The organism is Caulobacter sp. (assembly GCF_049283275.1).
Lineage (GTDB): Bacteria > Pseudomonadota > Alphaproteobacteria > Caulobacterales > Caulobacteraceae > Caulobacter.
This window is the reverse complement of the sequence record NZ_JBAPVS010000006.1, coordinates 1-20933: the sequence shown is the minus strand read 5'-3', so window position 1 is coordinate 20933 and position 20933 is coordinate 1. Positions and strand designations below refer to the sequence as shown.

General features: G+C 68.4%; 18 protein-coding genes and 1 riboswitch. Of the genes, 14 read left to right on the top strand and 4 right to left on the bottom strand.

What is annotated here, in order from left to right; genetic code table 11:
• The first annotated feature begins 21 nt into the window (after positions 1-21).
• Complete coding sequence (locus WAL33_RS00335; protein ID WP_422177376.1) at positions 22-1197, top strand: NnrS family protein; 1176 nt, start codon at positions 22-24, stop codon at positions 1195-1197.
• A gap of 57 nt (positions 1198-1254) precedes the next feature.
• A riboswitch (molybdenum cofactor riboswitch) is annotated at positions 1255-1392 on the top strand.
• Positions 1382-2359 (top strand): GTP 3',8-cyclase MoaA, encoded by a 978-nt coding sequence (gene moaA / locus WAL33_RS00330; protein WP_422177374.1) that lies wholly within the window; start codon positions 1382-1384, stop codon positions 2357-2359. It overlaps the preceding riboswitch by 11 nt.
• A 9-nt stretch (positions 2360-2368) precedes the next feature.
• On the opposite strand, the gene WAL33_RS00325 is transcribed toward moaA, so the two are convergent.
• A complete protein-coding gene (locus WAL33_RS00325) occupies positions 2369-3139 on the bottom strand; it encodes a cyclic nucleotide-binding domain-containing protein (protein ID WP_422177424.1) in 771 nt (256 codons plus the stop codon).
• 319 nt (positions 3140-3458) lie between these two features.
• Here WAL33_RS00325 and WAL33_RS00320 point away from each other — a divergent pair, with 319 nt between their 5' ends.
• The 12 genes from WAL33_RS00320 to hemN are packed head-to-tail and all read left to right on the top strand — an operon-like array spanning position 3459 to position 17889.
• Positions 3459-4772, top strand: a complete 1314-nt coding sequence (locus WAL33_RS00320) for an MFS transporter (RefSeq protein ID WP_422177372.1) — start codon at positions 3459-3461, stop codon at positions 4770-4772.
• A gap of 10 nt (positions 4773-4782) precedes the next feature.
• A complete protein-coding gene (locus WAL33_RS00315) occupies positions 4783-6198 on the top strand; it encodes an MFS transporter (RefSeq protein ID WP_422177370.1) in 1416 nt (471 codons plus the stop codon).
• On the top strand, positions 6195-9926 hold the full coding sequence (locus tag WAL33_RS00310) for a nitrate reductase subunit alpha (protein WP_422177368.1): 3732 nt from the start codon (positions 6195-6197) through the stop codon (positions 9924-9926). The genes WAL33_RS00315 and WAL33_RS00310 overlap by 4 nt, the downstream gene beginning before the upstream one ends.
• Positions 9923-11446 (top strand): nitrate reductase subunit beta, encoded by a 1524-nt coding sequence (gene narH, locus WAL33_RS00305; protein ID WP_422177366.1) that lies wholly within the window; start codon positions 9923-9925, stop codon positions 11444-11446. The genes WAL33_RS00310 and narH overlap by 4 nt, the downstream gene beginning before the upstream one ends.
• A gap of 4 nt (positions 11447-11450) precedes the next feature.
• Positions 11451-12170 (top strand): nitrate reductase molybdenum cofactor assembly chaperone, encoded by a 720-nt coding sequence (gene narJ, locus WAL33_RS00300; RefSeq protein WP_422177364.1) that lies wholly within the window; start codon positions 11451-11453, stop codon positions 12168-12170.
• 2 nt (positions 12171-12172) lie between these two features.
• The gene (gene narI / locus WAL33_RS00295; RefSeq protein ID WP_422177362.1) at positions 12173-12952 is read left to right on the top strand and encodes a respiratory nitrate reductase subunit gamma; all 780 of its coding nucleotides are present in this window, start codon (positions 12173-12175) and stop codon (positions 12950-12952) included.
• 3 nt (positions 12953-12955) lie between these two features.
• Entirely contained in the window at positions 12956-14062 is a 1107-nt protein-coding gene (locus WAL33_RS00290; RefSeq protein ID WP_422177360.1) for a peptidylprolyl isomerase, read from the top strand.
• An 8-nt stretch (positions 14063-14070) separates the two neighbouring features.
• Positions 14071-14628, top strand: coding sequence for a hemerythrin domain-containing protein (locus WAL33_RS00285; RefSeq protein WP_422177358.1), 558 nt, complete (start codon positions 14071-14073; stop codon positions 14626-14628).
• Positions 14625-15287, top strand: a complete 663-nt coding sequence (locus WAL33_RS00280; RefSeq protein ID WP_422177356.1) for a carbonic anhydrase — start codon at positions 14625-14627, stop codon at positions 15285-15287. Before WAL33_RS00285 ends, WAL33_RS00280 begins: the two co-directional genes overlap by 4 nt.
• Positions 15288-15289: 2 nt before the next feature.
• The gene (locus WAL33_RS00275; RefSeq protein ID WP_422177354.1) at positions 15290-15886 is read left to right on the top strand and encodes a molybdenum cofactor guanylyltransferase; all 597 of its coding nucleotides are present in this window, start codon (positions 15290-15292) and stop codon (positions 15884-15886) included.
• 57 nt (positions 15887-15943) lie between these two features.
• Complete coding sequence (locus WAL33_RS00270; RefSeq protein ID WP_422177352.1) at positions 15944-16492, top strand: SRPBCC domain-containing protein; 549 nt, start codon at positions 15944-15946, stop codon at positions 16490-16492.
• A gap of 11 nt (positions 16493-16503) precedes the next feature.
• On the top strand, positions 16504-17889 hold the full coding sequence (hemN, locus tag WAL33_RS00265; protein WP_422177350.1) for an oxygen-independent coproporphyrinogen III oxidase: 1386 nt from the start codon (positions 16504-16506) through the stop codon (positions 17887-17889).
• 4 nt (positions 17890-17893) lie between these two features.
• Here hemN and WAL33_RS00260 read toward each other — a convergent pair whose 3' ends face one another.
• From WAL33_RS00260 to ubiU, 3 genes are all read right to left on the bottom strand, one after another.
• A complete protein-coding gene (locus WAL33_RS00260) occupies positions 17894-19027 on the bottom strand; it encodes an NAD(P)/FAD-dependent oxidoreductase (RefSeq protein ID WP_422177348.1) in 1134 nt (377 codons plus the stop codon).
• Entirely contained in the window at positions 19024-19932 is a 909-nt protein-coding gene (ubiV, locus tag WAL33_RS00255) for a ubiquinone anaerobic biosynthesis protein UbiV (RefSeq protein ID WP_422177346.1), read from the bottom strand. The genes WAL33_RS00260 and ubiV overlap by 4 nt, the downstream gene beginning before the upstream one ends.
• A partial coding sequence (gene ubiU / locus WAL33_RS00250; RefSeq protein WP_422177344.1) for a ubiquinone anaerobic biosynthesis protein UbiU occupies positions 19929-20933 on the bottom strand: 1005 nt, incomplete at its 5' end. The genes ubiU and ubiV, both read right to left, overlap by 4 nt.

Sequence of the window (20933 nt, the reverse complement as noted above, 5' to 3'; positions counted from 1 at the left end):
CGCCCGGTCTATAGGTCGGTCATGTCCACCGCAGCCTCCCGTCGCGCCTATCGCGGCCCCGCCCTGTTCAGCTTCGGCTTCCGGCCTTTCTATCTGATGGGCGCGCTTTGGTCGGCCCTGGTCGTCCCGCTCTGGCTCTGGAGCTACCTGGCCGGCGGTCCCGGCATGCTGACGCGCGACTGGCACGTGCACGAGATGCTGTTCGGATTCCTGGCCGCCGTGATCGCGGGCTTCCTGACCACGGCGGTCCCCAACTGGACCGGGCGGATGCCGATCATCGGCGCGCCCCTGGCGCAGCTGGCGGGCCTGTGGCTGGCCGGGCGCGTGGCCATGCTGTTCCAGGCCAGCATCGGCCCCGTGGCCGCGGGCGTCATCGACAGCCTGTTCCTGATGGTCTTCGCCGGCGTCATCTGGCGCGAGGTCCTGGCGGGCCGCAACTGGCGCAACCTGCCGGTCTGCGGCCTGGTCACCGCCCTGGCCGTGGGCAACATCGCTTTCCACCTGCACGGCGTCACCTGGGCCTCGGCCCTGGGCGAACGGCTGGCCCTGGGCGTGGCGATCTTGCTGCTCGCCCTGATCGGCGGACGCATCACGCCCAGCTTCACCCGCAACTGGCTGAAGGCCCGGGCGGCATCCGCCCAGCCCGCCGTGTTCGGCCCGATCGATCAGGCCGCCCTGGCCCTGACCGGCGTGGCCGTCGCGAGCTGGGCGCTCTTTCCTGACGCGGTCTTCAGCGGCGCCCTGCTGGCCCTGGCCGGCCTGGCCAACCTTGTGCGCCTGGCGCGCTGGAGCGGTTGGGCCTCGCGCGCGGAGGCCCTCGTCTGGGTTCTGCACCTCGGCTACGGCTGGCTTGGCCTGAGCCTCCTGCTGCTGGGCGCCTCGATCCTCGACCCCGCCATTCCTCGCACCGCAGGCATCCACGCCCTGACCGCCGGCGCCGTGGGCGTCATGACCCTGGCGGTGATGACCCGGTCGACTCGAGGCCACAGCGGGCGCGATTTGCGCGCCGACGCCGCGACCACCGCCGTCTACGTGGCGATCAACGCCGCAGCCGTGGCCCGCGTCGCCGCCCCGTTCACCGGTCTCTGGCAGCAGACCCTGCTGATCATTTCCGCCGCGCTCTGGATCTTGGCCTTCGCCGGGTTTGCGGCGAGCTATGGACCGATGCTGATCCTTCCGCGCCCGCTCAGGGCTTGATTGTTATCAAGTTCTGCGGCGCCGCGGGTCATGGCCTGCGGCGCCGTCCAAGCCTACCGATAGATCTCGCTCCGAGCGTCCAGGCCTAACGCGCACCCGCGCCAAGGTCCGGCCGCCGCGCCGGTTCGCCGGCAAGGGTGACGGGGGAAACACCGTCGCCTCCCTTGCTTGGAAAGGAGCCCGCATGGGACGTCTGGTTGACGGCTTTGGCCGTCGTTTCCGCTATCTGCGCCTCTCGATCACCGAGGTGTGCAACTACAGCTGCACCTACTGCCTGCCCGACGGCTTCAAGAAATCCGGGGCGATGAGCTTCCTGACCCCCGACGAGATCGATCGTCTGGTGCGGGCCTTCGCCGGCTTCGGCGTCGCCAAGCTGCGTCTGACGGGCGGCGAGCCCAGCGTGCGGCGCGACCTGGTCGAGATCATCGCCCGCGCCGCCGCCACGCCCGGCATCGACAAGGTGGCGATCACCACCAACGGCTGGAACCTTCGGCGCAACGCCGCCGCCTGGCGCGAGGCGGGCCTGACCAATCTCAATGTCAGCATCGACTCGCTGGACCCCGCCGTTTTCCATCGCATCACCGGCCACGACCAGCTGAACCAGATCGTCGCCGGGCTCGACCTGGCCCTCGCCCTGGGAACGCCGACGGTGAAGGCCAACGCCGTCCTGCTGCGCGACACGGTCGAGAGGGGCTTCGACGCCTTCACAGACTTCGTCCGCGACCGGCCGATCTCGTTCCGCTTCATCGAGCTGATGCGCACCGGCGACAACGCCGCCTATTTCGACGACCAGCACGTCTCCGGCGTCGATCTGCAAGGCTGGCTGGCGGCGCGCGGCTGGACTCCCATGGCCAAGGCTTTCGACGACGGGCCCGCGACCGACTACTCGCACCCCGACCATGCCGGCCGCATCGGCCTGATCGCGCCCTATGCGCCGGGCTTTTGCGACAGTTGCAACCGCCTGCGCGTGACCTCCAGAGGCGCGCTGCGCCTGTGCCTGTTCGGTGAGCTGGGCGTCAATCTGCGCGACCTGCTGGTTCCCGGCCAGGAAGAGGCTTTGCAAGCCCGCATCCAGGCGGCCCTGGTCGGCAAACCGGCCGGCCATCGGCTGCACGAGAACAATAGCGGCGACACCCGCCAGCTCGCGCAGTTCGGCGGCTGATCGGCTCTTTTAGGAGCCGGTGCGCTGGTTGCGATCGGTGGGCCAGCGCTCACGCTGGGCCTTGCCGGTCGGCGCGGCGCTGGGCGGGGTGTGGTTGTCTATCAGGGGATCGGGCTTAGCCAGGCGCTCCAGCACCGACGGTCGCGCGATCGTCACCTGCGGGCCGTTGATGACCACGCCGTAGTCGGTGATCGAGGCGAAAGCCCGCGACAGGTTTTCCGGGGTCATGCCCAGCACCGAGGCCAGCAGGCGTTTTTCGTGCGGCAGGGAGAAGGTGTCCGCGCCGCCCTGGCGGATCTTCTGGGTGATCAGGTAATTGGCCAGACGTTCGAGCCCGCCGCGCAGCTTCTGGTTCTTGATGGCGCGAACCAGGCCGCGATAGCAGCCCGACAGTTCCTGCGCCACGGCGACCGAGAACGCCGCGTCCTCTCTCATCGCCCGCCGCAGAGCCTCGCCCGACAGCATCAGGATGTCGGAGCGTTCGATGGTCTGGGCGCTCATCAGAGCGTCGGCGTCGAGCACCACGGCGGCCAGGATGAAGGTCGAGACCGGCCGCAACACGGCCAGGATGGTGTCCTTGTCGTTCCAGCTCGCGCCCAGCTCGACGCTGCCGTCGAGCAACACATAGAGGAAGTCGACGGTGTCGCCCTCGGTGAGCAGGGTGGTCCCGGCCGGGAACTTCTGCAGGAAGGCGCCGCCGGTGACGTTCTTGAACGCCTCGTCGGACATCACGCCAAACAGGGGCAGGCTCCGGACGCGGTCGAGATCGGCGCTTCTCATCATGGGTCCTTCATGGCGTCGACGCGCTCTGGCGGCTTTGAGGCAGATCAAGCCGCCGAGTGCCCGCCCACTTGATGACTATCAAGCGCGCGCTTGCCGTTATAGTCAACTCGTATTGATGAAAGAAAAACGCGTCGTTCTGCCACACCGAAGACTTGAAAGTGACCATCGGTTATTTGATTTTGCTTGATCATTATCAAATGCTCTGAAGCCCCACCCCCGCAATAGATTGCACGCGGCTGACGATGTCGCGCGAGATTTGGGGACTGACATGCAGACGGCGACGCCATCGCAACCGGGAGCCGGATCGGCCCTGACGATGAGCACGATCGCCTTCACCGCCTGTTTCGCGGTGTGGACGGTGTTTTCGATCATCGGCGTCAAGATCAAGCAGGACCTGGGGCTGAGCGAGGCCCAGTTTGGCCTGCTGGTCGGCACCCCGATCCTGACCGGTTCGCTGGTGCGGGTGTTCTTGGGCGTGTGGACCGACCAGTATGGCGGCCGCCTGGTCAATCTGCTGGTCATGCTGTCGGCGGCGGCGGCCACCTTCCTGCTCTCCTACGCCCACACCTATCCGCAGTTCCTGGTGGCGGCGCTCGGCGTCGGCCTGGCCGGCGGCTCGTTCGCGGTCGGGGTGGCCTATGTCGCCAAGTTCTTCCCCAAGGAACGCCAGGGCGCGGCCCTGGGCGTTTTCGGGGCCGGCAATGTCGGCGCGGCGGTCACCAAGTTCATCGCGCCTTTCGTGATGCTGGCCCTGGGCTGGCAGGCCGTGGCCCAGATCTGGGCCGGAGCGCTGGCCCTGCTGGCGCTGGCCTTCTTCTTCACGACCCGCGACGAGCCTGACCTGCAGACCCGCCGGCGCACCGGCGCCAAGCCGCAGAACACCGCCGCTCAGCTGGCGCCGCTGCGCAAGCTGCAGGTCTGGCGCTTCGCCCTCTACTACTTCTTCGTGTTCGGCGGCTTCGTGGCCCTGGCGCTGTGGCTGCCGCACTATCTGGTCGCGGTCTATCATCTCGACCTGATCGCCGCGGGCATGCTGGCGGCCGCCTATTCCATTCCCGGCTCGCTGTTCCGGGTGTTCGGCGGCTGGCTGTCGGACAAGATCGGCGCGCGCAAGGTCATGTACCTGACCTTCATCATCAGCGTGATCTGCGCCTTCCTGCTGTCCTATCCGGCCACCAGCTATGTCATCGACGGCGTGCACGGCCCGATCAGCTTCCGCCTGGCCACCGGCCTGGTCCCGTTCGTGATCCTGCTGTTCGTGCTGGGCTTCGCCATGAGCTTGGGCAAGGCGGCCGTCTTCAAGCACATCCCGGTCTACTACCCCGACCACATCGGTTCGGTGGGCGGCCTGGTCGGCATGGTCGGCGGTCTGGGCGGCTTCGTGATGCCGATCGCGTTCGGCGCGCTGAACGACCTCACCGGCGTCTGGACCAGCTGCTTCATGCTGCTGTTCGTCCTGGTCGCCGGAGCCCTGACCTGGATGCATCTGGCCATCGGCCGGATGGAGCGCGCCAGCGCGCCCCAACTGGCCGACCTGCCGCAACTTCCCGAAATGGCCGGCCTGAGCCGCGCCTCGTTCTCCGCCGCGCCCGCCGGACGCGTCGCCAACCCATCCGCCAAGACGAAGTAAGGCGCAGTCCATGCCCACAACCCAATCAAGCCCGGTCCTGACCGACTGGCGTCCCGAGGACGCCGACTTCTGGCGCGCGAGCGGAAAAGCCGTCGCCCGTCGCAACCTGTGGATCTCGGTGCCCAACCTCCTGCTGGCCTTCTCGGTCTGGATGGTTTGGTCGATGGTCATCGCCAAGCTCAAGCTGGTCGGCTTCAAGTTCACCACCGAGCAGCTGTTCTGGCTGGCCGCCCTGCCCGCCCTGTCGGGCGCCACCTTGCGGATCTTCTACAGCTTCATGGTGCCGATCTTCGGCGGCCGCCGCTGGACCGCCCTGGCCACCTTGTCCTTGCTCATCCCGGCCATCGGCATCGGGCTGGTGGTTCAGGATCCGACCACGCCCTACGGCGTCTTCGTCGGCCTGGCCCTGGCCTGCGGCCTGGGCGGCGGCAACTTCGCCTCCTCCATGGCCAACATCTCGTTCTTCTTCCCCAAGAGCGAGAAGGGCGCGGCCCTGGGCCTCAACGCCGGCTTCGGCAATCTCGGCGTCAGCGTCATGCAGTTCCTGGTGCCGGTGGTGATCGGCTTGGCGCTGTTCGGACCGCTGGCCGGCGCGCCCCAGACCATCGTCGACCACGGCGTGACCAAGCACATCTGGCTGCAGAACGCGGCCTATGTCTGGGTCCCGTTCATCGTCGCCGCGGCCGTGGCCGCCTGGTTCGGCATGAACGACATCGCCTCGGCCAGGGCCTCCTTCGCCGATCAGGCGGTGATTTTCAGCCGCAAGCACAACTGGATCATGTGCTGGCTCTATCTGGGCACCTTCGGCTCGTTCCTGGGCTTCTCGGCCGCCTTCCCGCTGCTGACCAAGACCCTGTTTCCCGACATCAACGTTCTGCAGCTGGCGTTCCTGGGTCCGTTGATCGGCGCCGGTTCGCGCGCCCTGACCGGCGGCGTTTCCGACCGCTTCGGCGGCGACCGCGTCACCCAGTGGTCCTTCCTGGCCTTGGCCGTGGGCGTGCTGGGCGTGCTGGCCGGGGTCGGCGCCTACGGCGCGGCGCCGTCCTTCCCGATCTTCTTCGCCAGCTTCCTGTGGCTGTTCTTCTGGACCGGGGTCGGCAACGCCTCGACCTTCCAGATGATCCCCACGATCGTTCGCGCCGACATGCCCCGGCTGATGCCCCAGGCGACCGCCGAGGCCAGCCAAAGGGCTGCGGAAATGGAGTCGGCGGCCATCGTCGGCTTCACCTCGGCCATCGCCGCCTTCGGCGGCTTCTTCATCCCCAAGGCGTTCGGCGACTCGCTGAAGGCCACCGGCAACCCGCAGATCGCCCTCTATGTCTTCCTTGGCTTCTACGTCAGCTGCGTGATCGTCAACTGGGCCTTCTACGCCCGCAAGACGTCGATGCTGCGCGCGCCCGCCCTCATCAAGGTTCCCGCCCAATGAGCCATACCCTGGACCGCCTCGCGTTCTTCACGCGAAAGACCGAGCTGTTCTCCGACGGCCACGGCGTCATGAACGACGACGACCGCACCTGGGAGCAGGCCTATCGAAACCGCTGGCAGCACGACAAGATCGTGCGCTCCACCCATGGCGTGAACTGCACCGGCTCGTGCTCGTGGAAGATCTACGTCAAGGGCGGGATCGTCACCTGGGAAACCCAGCAGACGGACTATCCGCGCACGCGGCCAGAGCTGCCCAACCACGAGCCGCGCGGCTGCGCCAGGGGCGCCAGCTACAGCTGGTACCTCTACTCGGCCAACCGGGTGAAATACCCGCTGATCCGCTCGCGGCTGCTGAAGCTGTGGCGGGCCGCACGGGCCACCCGCACGCCGGTGGCCGCCTGGGCCTCGATCCAGAACGATCCCGCCCAGCGCGCCGACTATGTGACGCGGCGCGGCGGCGGCGGCTTCATTCGCGCCACCTGGGACGAAGTCACCGAAATCATTGGCGCGGCCAACGCCTACACCGTCAAGACCTGGGGTCCTGACCGGGTGTTCGGCTTCTCGCCGATCCCGGCCATGTCCATGGTCTCGTACGCCGCCGGCGCGCGTTACCTGCAGCTGATCGGCGGGGTCTGCGGATCGTTCTACGACTGGTACTGCGACCTGCCGCCCGCCTCGCCCCAGACCTGGGGCGAGCAGACCGACGTCGCCGAGAGCGCCGACTGGTTCAATTCCAGCTTCCTGATCCTGTGGGGCTCCAACGTTCCGCAGACCCGCACGCCCGACGCCCACTTCTACACCGAGGCGCGCTATCGCGGCGCCAAGTCGGTGGTGATCTGCCCCGACTATTCGGAAGCCTCCAAGTTCTCGGACCTCTGGGTGGCCGTGAAGCAAGGCACCGATGCGGCCCTGGGCATGGCGTTCGGCCACGTGATCCTCAAGGAGTTCCACGTCGACCGTCAGGTCCCCTATTTCCGCGACTACCTGCGCAAGTATTCCGACCTGCCCATGCTGGTCCGCCTGGTTCCCCAGGACGGCGCGTATGTGCCCGAGCGACTGCTGCGCGCGGCCGAGTTCGACAAGGCCCTGGGCGAGACCAACAATCCCGACTGGAAGACCGTCGCCCTGGACGACGCCACCGGCCAGGTGGTGGTTCCCAACGGTTCGATCGGCTTCCGCTGGGGCGAGGACGGCAAGTGGAACCTGGAGGAAAAGGACGGCGCGGGACGTGAGACCACGCTGCGCCTGGGCCTGAAGGGCGTCCACGACGACGTCGCCGGCGTGCGCTTCCCCTATTTCGGCGGCGCGGCCACCAACGGCTTCGCCATGACCGACCATCCCGACGTGCTGGTGCGCAACGTGCCGGTCAAGCGGATGATGCTGCCCGAGGGCGAGACCCTGGTGGCCTGCGTCTACGACCTGTTCCTGGCCAACTACGGCGTCGACCAGGGCTTTGGCGGCGACCACATGCCGACCGACTATGACGACGTCCAGCCCTACTCGCCGGCCTGGGCCGAAGCCATCACCTCGGTGCCGCGCGAGCAGATCCTGGCCGTGGCCCGCGGTTTCGCCGACAACGCCGAAAAGACCAACGGCAAGTCGATGATCATCATCGGCGCGGCGATGAACCACTGGTACCACATGGACATGAACTACCGCGCCGCCATCAACATGCTGGTGATGTGCGGATGCGTCGGCCAATCGGGCGGCGGCTGGTCGCACTATGTCGGCCAGGAAAAGCTGCGGCCGCAGACCGGCTGGGCCCCTCTGGCCTTCGCCACCGACTGGGTCAAGCCGCCTCGCCAGCAGAACTCCACCTCGTTCTTCTACGCCCACAGCAACCAGTGGCGCTACGAGACCGTCGGCATGGACGAGATCCTATCGCCCACCGCGCCCGAGGGCGTGTGGAACGGCTCGATGATCGACTTCAACGCCAAGGCCGAACGCATGGGCTGGCTGCCCTCGGCCCCGGCCCTGAAGACCAACCCGCTGGAAGTCGCCAAGGCGGCCGCCGCCGCCGGCCAGGACCCCAAGGCCTATGCCCTGGAACAGCTCAAGGGCGGCAACCTGCAGATGTCCTGCATGGATCCCGACGATCCGGCCAACTGGCCGCGCAACATGTTCGTCTGGCGCTCCAACCTCCTGGGGTCCTCCGGCAAGGGCCACGAATACTTCCTCAAGCACCTGCTGGGCGCCTCGCACGGCGTGCAGGGCAAGGACCTGGGCGAGACCGGCGGGGTGAAACCCACCGAGGTCGCGTGGCACGACAAGGCGCCGGAGGGAAAGCTCGACCTCCTTGTGACCCTCGACTTCCGGATGTCGACCACCGCGGTCTATTCCGACATCGTCCTGCCCACCGCCACCTGGTACGAAAAGAACGACCTCAACACGTCCGACATGCACCCGTTCATCCACCCGCTGAGCGCGGCCGTGGATCCGAGCTGGGAGTCGAAGTCCGACTGGGAGATCTTCAAGGCCATCGCCAAGGCCTTCTCCAAGGTCGCCCCCGAAGTGCTGGGCGTCGAGCAGGACGTCGTCCTGACCCCCATCCAGCACGACAGCGCCGCCGAACTGGCCCAGCCGTTCGACGTCCGCGACTGGTCCAAGGGCGAATGCGAGGCGATCCCCGGCAAGACCATGCCGCAGATCACCATCGTCGAGCGCGACTACCCCAACACCTACAAGCGCTTCACCGCGCTGGGTCCGCTGCTGGCTAAAAGCGGCAACGGCGGCAAGGGCATCGGCTGGAACACCGAGCACGAGGTCGACCTGCTCAAGGCGCTGAACGGCGAGGTCCTCGATGAGGGACAGACCCAGGGCCTGGCCCGCATCGACAGCGATATCGACGCTTGCGAGGTCATCCTGATGCTGGCGCCGGAGACCAACGGCGAGGTGGCGGTCAAGGCTTGGGAAGCGCTCGAGAAGCAGACCGGCCGTGACCACACGCACCTGGCCCTGCCCAAGGAAGACGAGAAGATCCGCTTCCGCGACCTCCTGGCCCAGCCGCGCAAGATCATCACCTCGCCGACCTGGTCGGGCATCGAGAGCGAGAAGGTCTGTTACACAGCCAGCTACACCAACGTCCACGAACTGATCCCGTGGCGGACCCTGACCGGTCGCCAGCAGCTCTATCAGGATCACCTGTGGATGCGGGCGTTCGGCGAGGCGCTGTGCGTCTACCGCCCGCCCATCGACCTGAAGACCACCCACGTCATGGGCGCCAAGCCCAATGGCGAGAAGGAGATCGTCCTCAACTTCATCACGCCGCACCAGAAGTGGGGCATCCACTCCACCTACAGCGACAACCTGATGATGCTGACGCTCAACCGCGGGGGTCCCGTGGTCTGGGTGTCGGAGGTCGACGCCAAGAAGGCGGGTCTGGTCGACAATGACTGGATCGAGGTCTTCAACGCCAACGGCGCCCTGACGGCCCGGGTGGTGGTCTCCCAGCGCATCCGTGAAGGCACGACCTTCATGTACCACGCGCAGGAAAAGATCGTGAACACTCCGGGGTCTCAGATCACCGGCCTGCGCGGCGGCATCCACAACTCGTGCACCCGCACCGTGCTCAAGCCGACCCACATGATCGGCGGCTACGCCCAGCTGGCCTACGGCTTCAACTACTACGGCACCGTCGGTTCCAACCGCGACGAGTTCGTGGTCGTCCGCAAGATGACCAAGATCGACTGGCTGGAAGAAACGCTCGTTCAGAAGGATTTCGCCCAATGAAGGTGCGCGCCCAAATCGGCATGGTGCTGAACCTCGACAAGTGCATCGGGTGTCACACCTGCTCGGTCACCTGCAAGAACGTGTGGACCAACCGCGAAGGCGTCGAATACGCCTGGTTCAACAATGTCGAGACCAAGCCCGGCATCGGCTTTCCCAAGGATTGGGAGAACCAGAAGAAGTGGAACGGCGGCTGGGTCCGCAAGGCCAACGGCAAGATCGAACCCAAGATGGGCGCCAAATGGCGCATCCTGGCCAAGATCTTCGCCAACCCCGATCTGCCCGAGATCGACGACTATTACGAGCCGTTCGACTTCGACTACGCCCATCTCCAGAACGCTCCGGAGATGAAGAACTTCCCCACCGCGCGGCCGCGCTCGAAGATCACCGGCCAGCGGATGGAGAAGATCGAATGGGGCCCCAACTGGGAGGAAATCCTGGGCGGCGAGTTCTCCAAACGCTCCGCCGACGCCAATTTCGAAGGCATCGAGAAGGAGATCTACGGCCAGTTCGAAAACACCTTCATGATGTATCTGCCCAGGCTGTGCGAGCACTGCCTGAACCCCGCCTGCGTGGCGGCCTGTCCCTCGGGCGCGATCTACAAGCGCGAGGAGGACGGCATCGTCCTGATCGACCAGGACAAGTGCCGCGGCTGGCGGATGTGCGTCTCGGCCTGTCCCTACAAGAAGATCTACTACAACTGGGAATCGGGAAAATCCGAGAAGTGCACCTTCTGCTTCCCGCGCATCGAGGTGGGTTTGCCGACCGTGTGTTCGGAAACCTGCGTGGGCCGGATCCGCTATCTGGGCGTGCTGCTCTATGACGCCGACCGCATCCAGGCGGCCGCCTCGACGCCCGACGAGAAGGACCTCTATCAGGCCCAGCTCGACATCTTCCTGGATCCCAACGATCCGGCGGTGATCGCCCAGGCGCGCGCCGACGGCGTTCCCGAGGCCTGGCTGGACTCGGCCCGTAAGAGCCCGGTCTACAAGATGGCCATCGACTGGAAGGTCGCCTTCCCGCTCCACCCCGAATACCGGACCCTCCCCATGGTCTGGTACGTGCCGCCCCTGTCGCCGATCCAGTCGGCCGCCTCGGCCGGCGCGCTGGAGATGGACGGCGACATGCCCGACGTCGCCTCGCTGCGCATCCCGGTCCGCTACCTGGCCAACCTGCTGACCGCCGGCAACGAGCCGCCGGTGGTCCAGGCGCTGGAGCGCATGCTCGCCATGCGCGGCTACATGCGCGCCAAGACCGTGCACGGCCGCATCGACCATGCCGTCGCCGGCAAGGTCGGCCTGACCGCCGCCCAGGTCGAGGACATGTATCGCTACATGGCCATCGCCAACTACGAGGACCGCTTCGTCATCCCCTCGGCTCACCGCGAAGTCGCCGAGGACGCCTACGACCTGCGCGGCTCCTGCGGCTTCACGTTCGGCAACGGCTGCTCCGGCGGACGCACCGAAACGGGCCTGTTCGGCTCCAACCCGCGCTCGCGCGCCAAAAATCCGATGGAGGCGTAAGCCCATGGCCCGCACCTACAAGGCGCTTGCCCTGCTGCTGACCTATCCCAACCCGGAACTGCAGGAAGCCGCCCCCTATGCGCTGGGGGAGATCATCCAGGAGAACCTGCTGTCGCCCGCCCTGACCAAGGCGCTGGCGCGGCTGGTCTCGACCCTCACCGACGGCGACATCTACGACCTGCAGGAGCGCTACACAGACCTGTTCGACCGGACACGCTCGCTGTCGCTGAACCTCTATGAGCACGTCCATGGCGAAAGCCGCGACCGCGGCGAGGCGATGGTGGCGCTGCTGGAGCTCTATCGCACCAAGGGTCTGGACCTGACGGCCAACGAACTGCCGGACTTTCTGCCGGTGTTCCTGGAGTTCCTGTCGATCCTGCCCAACGCCGAGGCCGCATCGCTGCTGGGCGAAGCCACCCATGTCCTGGACGCGATGGGCGAGCGCCTGAAAAAGCGTGACAGCGCCTATCGCGCCGTCTTCGGGGCCCTGGCCAGCCTGGCCTCACAAAAGGCCGATCCGGCCGTCCTCGCGGCCCTGCTGAGCGAGCCGGACGAGGACCCCGACGACCTGGACGCCCTCGACAAGGCCTGGGCTGAAACCGCCGTCACCTTCGGTCCCTCCGACGTCGGCTGCCCCAAGGCCGGCGCCCTGGTCGAGGCCATGCAAGCCGAGCCTGGCCGCACCCCGCGCCGGCCCCGCGTCAGCGCCGCTCAAGGAGTCTAGTCATGGGCCTGCTCAATCAATTCCTGTTCGGCGTCTATCCCTATATCTGCCTGGCGGTGCTGGTGCTGGGCTGCGTCCTGCGCTTCGACCGCGAGCAATACACTTGGCGATCGGGCTCCTCGCAGCTGCTGCGCCGCCGCCAGTTGGTGGCCGGTTCGGTGATGTTCCACCTGGGAATCCTGGTCATCTTCGGCGGCCATTTCGTCGGCCTGCTGACGCCGATCTGGGTGTTCGACGCCCTGGGCGTCCCGCACGGCGCCAAGCAGATCCTGGCCATGGCGGCCGGCGGCCTGGCCGGGGCCCTGTGCCTGGCCGGCGGCCTGTTGCTGCTGCATCGCCGGCTGTTCGACGCGCGCATCCGCAAGACCTCCAGCTTCAGCGACATCGCCATCCTGGTGATCCTGATGGTGCAGCTGATCCTGGGTCTGTCGACCATCGCCATCTCGGCCCATCACCTGGACGGTCAGGAGATGATCAAGTTCATGTTCTGGGCCCAGGGCGTCTTCACCTTCAAGCCCGGCGTCGCCGCCTTCGTCGCCGACGTGCATCCGATCTTCAAGCTGCACCTGGTGCTGGGCATGACCATCCTGCTGCTGTTCCCGTTCACCCGCCTGGTCCACATGCTCTCGGCGCCGATCTGGTACCTGAACCGTCGCGGCTGGCAGCTGGTGCGGACCACCCGCCGCCTGCCGATCAAGCCGGAGGCCGCGGCCCCGACCTACCGCGACCCCGTCAACGCGCCCTGGCCGAACACCAGCTCCGCCTTCAAGGCCCGGGAATAGACGATGAACGCCACCACCGTTGTCGACGGCGTCGAGATCCCCGAGTTCCTGATCGCCCAGGAAGCCCAGAACCATCCCAGCCTTTCGGCGGCCGAGGCTCGGCGGGCCGCGGGCAAGGCCCTGGCCGTGCGCGCCCTGCTCCTGCATCGCGCCGACGAACTGGGCCTGCGCGCCGAGCCGCAACTCGACGAGGCGGGCCGCGAGGAAACCAACGAGGAGGCCCTGATCCGCGCCGTTCTCGACGAAGAGGTCGAGATCGAAACGCCGTCTCTGGAGCTCTGTCGCCACATCTACGACACCCAGCGCAGCCGCTTCACCAGTCCGGCCCTTGTCGAGGCCGCCCACATCCTCATCGCGCCCACGGGCCAGGATGAGGCCGACTGGGAGGCGGCTCACCGGGCCGCGTTGAATGTGGTGGAGACCCTGACCCGGCAACCGGGCCAGTTCTCCGCCCTGGCCAAGTCGCTGTCCAACTGCCCTTCCGGCGAGGTCGGCGGTTCGCTGGGCCAACTGGGTCCGGGCGACGTGGTCGGCGAAATCGAGCAGGCCCTGTCCGGGTTGGAGCCTGGCGAAATCCTCAGCCAGCCCGTGCGGTCGCGGTTCGGGTGGCACGTGCTCAAGCTGGACCGTCGCATCGAGGGGCGCGAACTGCCCTTCGACTATGTCGAGGACAAGATCCGGTTGCACCTGGAAAGCCGGGCGTGGACGGCCGCCGCCACCCGCTACGTCTCGGATCTGGCCGACCGGGCCCGCGACCAGGGCGTGGCCTTCAGCCTGACCCCCGACGGACGCTTCGACACCGGAGCCCTGTCGCTGGGCGAGCTCCTGGCCGGCGCCTCGGCGGCCGGTTTGGAAGCCTGGCTCGACGCCTCCGATCCGGAGTTGGCCGAACGGACCCGCGCGGCGGCCCTGGCCGCCGGGATCGACCTGGAGGCCTTCGTCCAGCGGGCGGTCCACGACTTCGTCAACACCGCCGGCGACGAGTCCTGGACCCACCTGATCTCCGCCGCCCAGGGCGCCGAGGATCCGGCTGTCGCCGCCGTCGCCTCACTGCTGCGCACCCGGCTCACGCCCAAGGCGCGCGCCTACACGATCTTCCGGAAGGTCTAGGTCGCCCCATGACGACGACCACGATCGAGGCCATTCCGCTGCACTTGCTGGCCGAACCGATCGAATGGTTCTTCGCCGAGCACTATCGCCACCGGCAGGCCTGCAAGATGATCGAGGAGGTCGCCGCCGCCATGGTGTTCGACCGGCCTCGGGTGGTCGAACTGATCGCCTTCCTGGATCACGACCTGCCCCTGCACGTGATCGACGAGGAAGAGGACTTCTTTCCGCTGCTGCGGCGACGCTGCGAGCCGGGGGACGACGTCGAGCGGGTGCTGGGCATGCTGTCGGCCGAGCATCGGGCCGACGTGGTCCATGCCGGCGCCGTGCGCGACCACCTCCTGGCCTGTCTGGAGACCGAGCGCGCGCCGGGACTGGACCCGGTGCAGCGCAAGGCGATGATCACCTTCGCCGTTCAGGAACGCCGCCACCTGGGCCTGGAGAACGCCATCGTCCTGCCGATCGCGCGGCTGCGGCTGACTCCCGAAGATCTCACGACCCTGGGCCGCCGGCTCGCCGCCCGCCGCGGACGACGGCTCGAGGTCGCCGCCGGGGCCGACGAGGCATGAGCGAAGACCTGCTGGCCGGCAACCTCGCCTGGGCGGCGGATCGTCACGGCGATCGCGACTTCTTCACGCGCCAGGCGGCCCCGCGCCAGGCGGAGTATCTCTGGATCGGCTGCGCCGACAGCCGGCTGTCGGGTCAGGACCTGACCGACCTGCCGCCCGGCGCGATCATCACCCATGCCAATCTCGGCAATCTGGCCCTGCCCCAGGACATCGGCTTCCTGTCCAGCCTGCAGTACGCCCTGGATGTGCTGAAGGTTCGCCACGTGGTGGTCTGCGGCCACTATGGCTGCGGCGCGATGAGCGCGACGCTGTCGGACCCGCCGCCGGGTCTGGTCAATCACTGGCTGGCGCCGGTGCGCGCCCTGGCTTGGCGCTATGCTCAGGACCTGGAGACGATCCTCGATCCGGCCGCCCGCGCCAACCGACTTTGTGAACTCAACGTGGCCTCCCAGCTAGCCAGTCTAGCCGCCAATCCGCTGGTCCTGGAGGCCTGGCGACGCGGCCAGTTCCTGAGCCTGCACGGCTGGGTCCATTCGGCGGCCGACGGGCTTCTGCGCGACCTGGAGACCTCGATCAGCGGCCCCAGACAGGCGATGGCCCTGGTCGGCGGTCCCATGGACCAGGCCGCACGGCGGCGCGGCAAGCGAAAGGCCTCCTGACCATGACCGATCCTTGCGTGGCCGTGGTCCTGGCCGGCGGCGCCGGCCGGCGGATGGGCGGCGGCAAGCCTCTGCGCACCTGGGGCGAGACCTCGCTCCTGACCCGCGCCCTGATCCTGGCGCGAGGCTATGGCGACGAGATCGCCGTCGCCGTCCGCGACGCCGATCAGATCGGCGGCGAGGTCGGCGTCCCGCTGCTGTTCGACCGTCCCGACGTGCCCGGCCCCTTGGCCGGCCTGGCTTCGGCTCTGGCCTTCGCCCGCTCCCGCGGCGCGACTTGGGTTCAGCTCCTGGCGTGCGACATGCCGCGCCTGCCGGACGACCTGACCCTGCGCCTCGCCGCCGCCCTGCGCTCGAACGCCAAGGTCGCCCTGCCCGCCAGCAACGATCACCTGCACCCGATCTGCGGCTTGTGGAGCACCACGGTCGAGCCGCGGCTGGCCGACTATCTGGCCCAGGGCCGCTCGTCCCTCCGGGGTCTTGCGGCCGTGAGCGGCGAGGTCGTGGTCGACTGGGGAACGGTCCAGCCCGACCCGTTCGTCAATCTCAACACCCTGGCCGAGCTCCACGCCCAACAACCGATGCGGCGCCAGGCTTGACGCGGATCAAGGTCGAACGCACGGGCTTCGGTCAGACTGCGGGCTAGGAGACGACCGATGCCCGAACACGCCGAGCCGATCACCACCTTCCAACGCCGGGGCGAGATCATCACCCTGCGGATTCGTCGGGACTTCGAGGCCTCGCCCGAACAGCTGTGGCGCGCCCTGACCCGCCCCGAGGACCTGGTCCAATGGCTGGCTCCGGGAACCATCGCGTTGGAAGTCGGCGGCGCCGCCCAGCTGGATTTCGGCGACAGCGGCATCGTCATCGACAGCCGCGTGACGGCGATCACGCCCGGACGCCTGCTGGAGTACGGCTGGAGCGGCCCAGGCGAACCGGCCCGCCCGCTGCGCTGGGAGATCGAGCCGACTGAACAGGGCGCGCGCCTGACCCTGAGCCTCAGCCAACCGGCGAGCGAAGACGCCGGCCGCGCCGCCGCCGGCTGGGCGGCCCACCTGGAGATGCTGGCCGCCGCCCTGGCCGAAGTTCCGATCCGCTTCCCCTTCCCCCTCTTCCAAGCGGCCCGCGAGGCCTATCGCGCTCCCGTGGCTTTCGCCGAAGCGGCCTGGACGTTGGAGTCGGCGGCCGACGCCGCCGTCGCCTGATCAGCCCCGCCATGACCCCCACCCTCGTCGCCCCGCCCAGCGCCCGCCCGGCCGCCGACCTGATCGCCAAGTACGACGGCCGCGCGCCGCGCTACACCAGCTATCCGCCGGCCACCCAGTTCACCGCCGAGGTCACGGCCGAGCGCTACCAAGCCTGGCTCGCCGCCCTGCCGACGGATGAAGCGGTGTCGCTGTACCTGCACATCCCGTTCTGCGCCCGGCTCTGCTGGTACTGCGGCTGCAACACCCGGGCGGTGAACCGCCATGAACCGGTCGGCGACTATGTGCGGCTGCTGCTGGACGAGATCGACCTGCTGGGCGCGGCCCTGCCCGCTCGCCTGAGCGCCGGCGCGGTGCACTTCGGCGGCGGCACACCCAACATGCTGTCACTGAGCGAGATCGACGCGATCTTCGACCGTCTGGGCCAGGTCTTCGACCTGACGCCGGACCTCGACGTGGCCATCGAGATGGACCCGGCCGTGCTGACGCGCGATTGGGTCCAGGCCGCCGCCGCCCGCGGCATGACCCGCGCCAGCCTGGGGGTCCAGAACCTGACGCCCGAGGTCCAGGCGGCGGTCAATCGCCAGGACACCTTCGAGCACATCGCCGACTGCGTCGACTGGCTGCGCGAGGCCAAGGTCGGCTCGATCAATCTGGACCTGATGTACGGCCTGCCCTATCAGACCACAGCCAACACCCTGTCGACCCTGGACCAGTTGCTGAGCCTGCGTCCCGAGCGGCTGGCCCTGTTCGGCTACGCCCACGTGCCGTGGATGAAGAGCCATCAGAAACTGATCGACGAGGCCGCCCTGCCCGGACCGCAGGCGCGCCTGGACCAGAGCGAAAGCGCCGCCGAACGGCTGGCCGCCGAGGGCTATGTGCGCATCGGGCTGGACCATTTCGCCCTGCCCGACGATCCGATGGCCAAGGCGCTGGCGGCGGGAACCCTGCGTCGCAACTTCCAGGGCTACACCACCGATCCGGCCGGCACCCTGTTGGGCATGGGGGCCTCGGCCATCGGCGGCCTGCCGCGGGGCTTCGTGCAGAACGCCACCCATGAGCTGACCTGGCGCGCGGCGGTCAAGGAAGGCCGACTGCCCGTGGCCCGCGGCGTCGCCGTCAGCGACGACGACCGCTTCCGGGCCGAGATCATCGAACGGCTGATGTGCGATTTTTCCGTCGATCTGGCGGCTGTCTGCGCGCGACACGGAAGGAACCCGCAAGGCCTGGCCGCCGAGCTGGCGTCCCTGACGCCCTTCGTGGCCGACGGCCTGGCCGAGATCAGGGGCTTCCACGTCCAGGTCCTGCCGCCCGGCCGCCTGCTGGTGCGCTCGATCGCGGCGGTGTTCGACGCCTATTTCAACGCCGACAGCCAGCGCCACGCCAAGGCGATCTGACGCCTCAGGCCGCCAGCCTGAACCGCTCCGGCCCATAGGCCTCGCGCTGAACGCCATGATCGACCAGTTCGCTTGGAACCGGCCGCCCCTCGACCAGGGCCGCCGCCAGCCGGCCCATGGCGGGCGCGGTCTGGATGCCGAAGCCGCCAAGACCCGCCAGCCAGAAGAAGCCTGGACGGCTCTTGGACCAGCCGACCACCGGGGCCCGGTCGGGCGCGAAGGTGCGCAAGCCCGCCCACCGGCTGATCAGGTGGCGCACGGGATGATCAGCGGCGGCTTCGAACCGCGCCATGCCGACGGCGATGTCCATTTCGTCGGCGGCGGCGTCGCAGGGCGCGCTGGGGGTTTCGTCGGCCGGCGTGATCAGCAGCTGACCGCCGCAGGGTCGAAAATAGAAGCGCTCATCGATGTCCTTGACCACGGGCCAGGCGGCGAAGTCGGCGTGCTCGGGCGCCTTGGCCAGCATCACCGTCCGGCGCAGCGGCGTCAGGCCCAGCGGCGCCAGCCCGGCGCTGATCGCGACCTCATCGGCCCAGGCCCCGGCGGCGTTGACCAGGACCGGCGCCGAGATGTCCAGGCCGGTCGCGCGAACCCGCCACTCGGAACCCTCGAAGACGATGACGCAGTCGCCGGCGCCCGTCAGCACGCGGGTTCCGGCCTGCTCGGCGCGATGCAGGAAGGCGGCATGCAATCGGGCGACGTCGAGGTCGCCGGCGTCAGTCTCGATCAGCGCCGCGACCACCGAGCCCGGACGCAGGATCGGCACGCGGGCCCGCGCGGCCCGACCGTCGAGGACTTCGAATCCGCCCCGAGCCGCGAAGGCGTCGAGACGGCCGGTCTGGTCAGCGTCGGCGATATGCATCACCGGCCTCGGCGACAGCAGCGGCGGGCCGAAACCGGTCGGCGGATCGAGGAAGAACGCCCGACTGGCGCGGGTCAGTCCTGCGATCGCCGCCCCGCCGTACGAGGGGATGTACATCGCCGCCGATCGGCCGGTGGTGTGATAGCCGACCACGGGTTCGCGCTCGACCAGCGCCACCCGGGTCTTCGGGTCCAGATGGGCGGCCAAAGCCGCGCCGGCCATGCCGCCGCCCAGGATGATCACGTCGAAGGTCTGCTGGGAGGGCATGGCGCTCATGGTTGGGCCGTCCATTGGGCGCCGGCTCCGCCCTGCAGGTAGCCGTTGACCAGAGGACCGGGAGGATCGGTCGCGCGGATCGCCGCCGCGAGGGCGGAGGGCGCCAGGATCCCGTCGGCATAGGCTCGGAAACCGGCGATCACCCGGGCCATGTCGCCCGAATGAGGCGACAGCCGCAGGGCCGTGACCCCGGCGGCCAGCAGATCGGCCACGGGATTGTCGACCACCTGCACCCCATGGGACAGGGTCTGGACGCCGTTGACCGCCAGGAAGCCGACGCCGTCGAGGGTCTCGACCGTCAGGCCGTCAGGATCGCGATCGCAGACGAACTGGCAATTGTCCTTGTGCAGGTCATGGCTGCGCGCGTGGTAGCACCGCCCCGACAGGGCCAGCGGCAGTCGGCCGAAGGCGAAGATCTCGACCTCCAGGCCGGGACACGACGCCGACAGCGCCGACAGGGCCGGCAAGGACATCTCGACATTGGCGCACAGACGCACGCAGCCACGGGCCATCAGCTCTCCGGCCGCCGCCTCGTTATAGACGTTCAGCAACGGTCCCGCCACGAACGGCGCGCCCAGCGGACGATGGGCCAGGGCCGAAATGTCGTTGATCTCGATCAGGGCCGGGTCGGCCGCCAGGGCGGCGATGACCTGGCGGTCGCGCGGCAGGGCCGGCAGGGCCAAGGTCGACCAGACCACGATCTTTCCGGCCGTGTGGAGGACGTCCGCGGCCTCGGCCAGGGCATGCGCCAGCAGCGGCTCGCGTTTGCCGCAGACCACCTCGCCCAGATAGACGCGGTCGACCGCCGGGTCGCGGGCGATCTGGCCGTAGAAGGCGGCGATGCGCTCGGGCGACCAGTTGAACAGCAGCGGGCCTATGGCCAGTTCCAGTCGTCGCGGACTCATCGCCAGGTCTTTCGGTAGGCGCCCGCCGTCTCGCGCCCGCCCTCGGCCAGGCTCGACAGCAGACGTTCATAAGGCTGGGTGGGCTCGCCGCGATCCAGGGCGTCGAGAGCGGCGCGGAAGGCGGCCGCGACCCGCGCGACATAGGCCTTGCCGCGCTGGCGGCCTTCGATCTTCACCGCCGTGACGCCGGCCTTGGCCAGGTCGGCCAGCAGGCCCATGGCGTTGAGGCTGGTGGGCTCCTCGAACAGATAGGACGTCTCGCCGCCGGCCTGGAAACGCCCCTTGCACAAGGTCGGATAGCCCGCCGCTTCGCCGGCCTCGAAGCGATCCAGGGTGAAGCCGGCCAGCCGCGAGGTCAGCTGGCCCTGATGGTCTTCGAACGCCACCGCCTCGGGCGGCGAGCATACGCCCGACAGATTGGGCGAACGGCCCGTGGCGTAGGACGACAGGGCGCAGCGGCCCTCGGCCATCACGCACAGACCGCCGAAGACGAAGGCCTCGGTCTCCACGCCGATCTGCCGGTTCAGCGCGGCGATCTCCGGGGCCGACAGCACGCGCGGCAGCACGACGCGGCGCACGCCATAGGTCTTGGCGTAGTAGTCGATCGAGTCGACCGAGCCGGCCGCCGCCTGCACCGACAGATGCAGCCGAAGATCGGGATGGGCGTCCCGCGCATAGGCCAGGACGCCGAGGTCGGCGACGATGATTGCGTCCGCCCCGGCCCGGGCCGCCGCATCGACCGAGGCGCGCCAGGTGTCCACGGCGCCAACCCGGGCGAAGGTGTTGATCGCCACCAGGACCTTGGCGCCGCGCTCATGGGCCCAGTCGGCCGCCGCCTCGAGTTCCTTGGGTGAAAAGTTGAGGCCCGGGAAGTTGCGGGCGTTGGTTTCGTCGCGCATGCCGCAATAGACGGCGTCAGCGCCGGCCTCGATGGCGGCGCGCAGCATGGCCGGCGATCCGGCCGGGCAGACCAGTTCGATGCTGGCCATCAGGTGCTGGCC